This is a genomic window from Wolbachia endosymbiont of Drosophila barbarae (assembly GCF_044752445.1).
GTDB classification, from domain to species: domain Bacteria; phylum Pseudomonadota; class Alphaproteobacteria; order Rickettsiales; family Anaplasmataceae; genus Wolbachia; species Wolbachia pipientis.
On record NZ_JBIXJM010000047.1, the window covers coordinates 1 to 4,328 of the forward strand.

At 34.6% G+C, this 4,328-nt stretch carries 4 protein-coding genes and 1 pseudogene; 4 read left to right on the forward strand and 1 reads right to left on the reverse strand.

Annotated elements, in window-relative coordinates:
* Window positions 1–124 precede the first annotated feature (124 nt).
* Entirely contained in the window at window positions 125–337 is a 213-nt protein-coding gene (locus ACIPNH_RS00620; RefSeq protein WP_400770920.1) for a hypothetical protein, read from the reverse strand.
* Between the two features lie 637 nt (window positions 338–974).
* On the opposite strand from ACIPNH_RS00620, the gene ACIPNH_RS00625 reads away from it, so the two are divergent.
* The 4 genes and pseudogenes from ACIPNH_RS00625 to ACIPNH_RS00640 all read left to right on the forward strand — a co-directional run.
* Window positions 975–1,439, forward strand: a complete 465-nt coding sequence (locus ACIPNH_RS00625) for a crossover junction endodeoxyribonuclease RuvC (protein ID WP_400770923.1) — start codon at window positions 975–977, stop codon at window positions 1,437–1,439.
* Window positions 1,440–1,542: 103 nt separating this feature from the next.
* Entirely contained in the window at window positions 1,543–2,763 is a 1,221-nt protein-coding gene (locus ACIPNH_RS00630; protein ID WP_400770926.1) for a DNA modification methylase, read from the forward strand.
* A 34-nt stretch (window positions 2,764–2,797) separates the two neighbouring features.
* Window positions 2,798–3,277 (forward strand): hypothetical protein, encoded by a 480-nt coding sequence (locus ACIPNH_RS00635; protein WP_400770929.1) that lies wholly within the window; start codon window positions 2,798–2,800, stop codon window positions 3,275–3,277.
* A 3-nt stretch (window positions 3,278–3,280) separates the two neighbouring features.
* Window positions 3,281–4,264, forward strand: a pseudogene (locus tag ACIPNH_RS00640) (ankyrin repeat domain-containing protein); the annotation flags it as partial.
* Between the last annotated feature and the right edge of the window lie 64 nt (window positions 4,265–4,328).

The following is a 4,328-nucleotide window of genomic DNA, read 5'->3' on the forward strand; positions in this document are numbered from 1 at the left end:
ACTCAACCTCCTTATCATCTTCTATCCTTATCTTATCACATCCGGACTTCTATGAAAAGAGCTATAACTCTATAACCAATAGCTATCCAAATTATAAAATTGTGTAGGGTACTGTTTACCATCTTCAGCAGTATTCCGGAAAATCCGGATAACTATCTAACTCTTGACTAGCAAATATGTTCTGTAAATGCTCACTAATTGTTCTAATATTAACACCAAACAACTCCGCCATTCTTTTTTGTGTAAGCCAAATGTTTTCATCTCGATACAAAACATCAATTCTTACGTCTCCATCTGGAGTTGTATATAATAAAATTTCGTTTTCATTTATTATCATATCTACTCTACCTTACTTCAAGTAGCATATAGGTTATTTGTAAAAAAGACAAACAACTGTAAAACTCTAAAAATAGAGAACTATCTACTTTATTCTTTAGCTGGTAAGCAGTTTTGAAATTATTTTAACTTTTTTTGAAAAAATCCCGGAAAAAGTAGTAAGAAATCCGGTATATATTAGTATAAGGGCATTGAGTGTAGATGTGCTTCAAACAGAAAAGTTGGAAAACAGAAAGTAAAAGAAATTTAGGCTTTTGGTAAGTTACGTAATTGAGAATTTATATTTTTTTAAATAAGGCAAAAACTGTGTTTTAAAGCTAGATGTGACTTTAGGGAAAAAAATCATTGCTCACCAAAGAACGTCTATAATAGCCTTTAAACTCAAATAAAAGCTATCCTTAGTAATTCTACTGTTACAAAACAAACCTGAAGACAACGGTTTTTATCCTTTGCAAAAAAAAGTGAACAGTTTTCGTAATTTTGGTGAATATATATAACAAGAAAACGACTTTCTGCAGTAGCACATGATTCTCGAATTTCCGTTGTTGGCCAACAAAAACCTATGAATTTCTAGTGTGTTTTGTAGAAACCAGACGATATTTTGGAGTAAGTGCTACTTGTAATTTTAATAATAGCAAATGTCAATCCTAACACTAGACCTTGGCAAACAAACTGGCTGGTCAATTCTAACAGATGGAGTAATTGAAAGTGGAAGCAAAAGTTTTCATGGTAGTCGTTTCAGTGGAGGCGGAATGTGCTTCTTAAACTTTCGTAATTGGCTTAATTCTTTGAAAGACATTTCTGCAGTGTATTTTGAAGAAGTAAGAAGACATCTAGGAACTGATGCAGCGCATTGCTACGGTGGTTTTCTTGCCGTTCTATCTGCTTGGTGTGAAGAACATCATGTGCCGTACAAAGGTGTTAATGTTAAAACTATAAAACGCTTTATAGCAGGCAAAGGCAATGCAAGTAAAAGTGAAGTTATTGAAGCTGTAAAGAAAAAAGGTTTTTTGCCTAAAGATGATAATGAATCTGATGCTTTAGCATTAATGTTTTACGTTATGAATCTCAGTAAAGATTTTAACACATTAAAAATACCATAGAAAGTGGGTCCTTTCGGCCATACTGGGTGATTTAGCGGGTTAGACCTCAGGCCTTCTTTAGCGTCAGAGATATTTTGAATATTAACTTTTTAATTATTAAGATATGAATTTAGCAATCCACTATTATCCTACTCAAAATCTGGTCGAATATGAGCGTAATCCACGTAAAAATGATGACGTAGTAAATAGAATGTGTGCTTCAATCAGGGAATTTGGCTTTCGTATTCCAATAGTTGCAAAAAGCGATGGAACTGTGGTTGACGGTCATTTAAGACTTAAGGCAGCAAGAAAACTTGGTATGGAAAGTATTCCAGTGGTCTTAAGTGATAATTTAAATGAACCACAAACTAAAGCTTTTCGGTTACTGGCAAATCAATCAGCTAATTGGGCAAAGTGGGATGATGAGCTTTTGAAAGTAGAAATTCAAGAGCTAGAAGATTTACAGTTTGATCTTAAAATGACAGGATTTGAATTAGAAAAAGTTCAACATTTCCTTGATGATTTAGATAGTGAAAAAGAAGATTTTTCTGACTTGGTTGGTGATGACAAAAAGGTAGAAATAACAAAACCAGGTGATCTATGGATTTTAGGTGATCATCGAATCTATTGTGGTGATAGCTCTTTAGTTGAATCATATAAAGCGCTGTTAGATGATAAAATGGCAGATATTACTGTTTGTGATCCTCCATATAACGTTGATTATGGTAGCAGTCAAGAGAGAGAAGATAAAAAGATATTAAACGATAATCAAGGTGAAAAGTACGAACTTTTTCTCTACGACATCTGTTCCAATATTTTAGCATATACGAAAGGAGCAATTTACATCTGCGTATCATCATCAGAGTTTTCAACGTTGCAAAAAGCATTTGAGGAGGCAGGAGGAAAATGGTCAACATTTATCATTTGGGCAAAGAATCATTTTACGCTAGGCAGATCTGATTATCAGAGACAATACGAAGCAATGCTCTATGGATGGAAAAGCGGTAATAAACGTGAGTGGCATGGTGGTAGAAATCAAAGTGATCTGTGGTTTTATGATAAGCCAACACATAATACACTATATCCAACGATGAAGCCAGTAGAGCTAATGGAGAGAGCAATAGTAAACAGCAGCAGATCAGGAGACATAGTACTTGATCCATTTAGCGGTTCTGGAAGTACACTGATTGCATGTGAGAGAACAGGAAGAATTTGCAGAACAATAGAGCTAGATTCAAAATTTGTAGATGTAACCATAAAACGTTGGCAAGTATACACGGGAAGAGATGTAATTTTAGCCGGTACTGGCAAAACCTTTTCAGAGATTCAAGAAGAAAATTCGTAGATAAAGAGACACAAAAGAGAGAAGAGAAAAAAAAGTGGAAAAGATAACACAAACAGAATGGGCAAGAGAGATAGGAGTATCAAAGCAATATGTCTGTTATTTAGTAAAAAAAGGAATAGTTGAGTTGGAGGATGGTTTGGTCAATAGAGAACAAGCAAATGAAGCAGTAGCGGCAATACGAGATCCAAGTCAGCCACTTAGGAGGAAAAATCCAGAAAACGAAAATACAAATAACCTTTCTACAATGTTGCTAAAAACGCGAATAAAAAATGAAATGGAACGAGGTAAACTACTTGAGGCGAAAGCTAAGGCTGAGATAGGAGAACTTGTAGCAGTAGAGGAAGTAAAGCGCGATGCATTTAACGTAGCAAGAGTTGTCCGTAATAATTTGCTTAATATTCCAAATAGAGTTTCAGCATTGCTTGCATCACTGAGTGACACTGAAAAGATTCATATGGCGCTAACTGAAGAGATTACAAACTCATTACAAGAATTATCTAATATTAAGTTTTAAATAATGTCTGCTAACTTAAGTTTAGAATTAATAAAGTGTCTCATTAATCAACCAGGAGTGGATGTAAATGTTAGAGGATTAAATGGAAAGACACCGCTGCATTATGCAGTAGAAATTAACGAGTTTGGTATGGTTGCACTCTTACTGAACAGGAAAAATATTAATCCACTGATCACTGATGATGATGGTAAAAGTGCGCTCTCTTGTGCAAGAGAAGAAATATTACAGGCGCTAATTAATAACAAATACGGATCAGAGCAAGATAGCTTACTCCACTTAGCTGCGATGTTGAATGAAGCAAATGCTGTAAGGTTTTTACTCGACAAAGGGGTTAATGTTAATGAGCAGAATGCTCTACTACATACAGCATTACACTTAGCAGCAGGAGCTGGAAATGAAGAAATAGTAGAAATTTTAATTAGAGAAGGAAATGCGGATAAGGACATTCTTGATGCGAGAAATCACGCAGCAATTCATTATGCAGTAAACAACAAGAAAATAGGAGTAGTAAAAAAACTAGTAGACCTCGATGCAAATGTAAATAGGACCGGTAGTGGAGAAAATGCAACAAAGTTATCACCTCTTCACAATGCTGTAAGCGTTAGCAATTATGATGAACGAGATTTGTGTTTGGATATTGTAAGGTGTTTAACAAATGCTCCAAACTCCAAGGTCAATTTACAAGACTATGAAAATAAAACACCATTACATTATGCTGAAAGACTTAAAACAATAGAGGTTTTACTAACGCGAGAAGATATAGATCCTTTGATTAGAGATGATAAAGGCAAAACACCATTTTGTTATGCAAGAGAAAGGAATAAACAAGATATAGTGGAAATTTTAATGAGTAGTAAATATGGAGAAGATAAAAACAGTTTACTTCATTTAGCTGCAAAAAAAGGATATGAGGAGTTCCTAGAAGAGATTTTAGAAGAGGGAGTTGAAGTAGATATTTTAAACAATAAAGGAGAATCAGCGATATATAGCATTTCTCATAATAGTCCGAACAGGTCATAGGAAGGCAGAATCAACAGCACGACGAAAGGAT

Excerpts from the sequence above, each read along its gene's own strand:
- ACIPNH_RS00620 (WP_400770920.1), bottom strand. The coding sequence starts at position 337 with ATGATAATAAATGAAAACGAAATTTTATTATATACAACTCCAGATGGA.
- ACIPNH_RS00625 (WP_400770923.1), top strand. The coding sequence starts at position 975 with ATGTCAATCCTAACACTAGACCTTGGCAAACAAACTGGCTGGTCAATT.
- ACIPNH_RS00630 (WP_400770926.1), top strand. The coding sequence starts at position 1,543 with ATGAATTTAGCAATCCACTATTATCCTACTCAAAATCTGGTCGAATAT.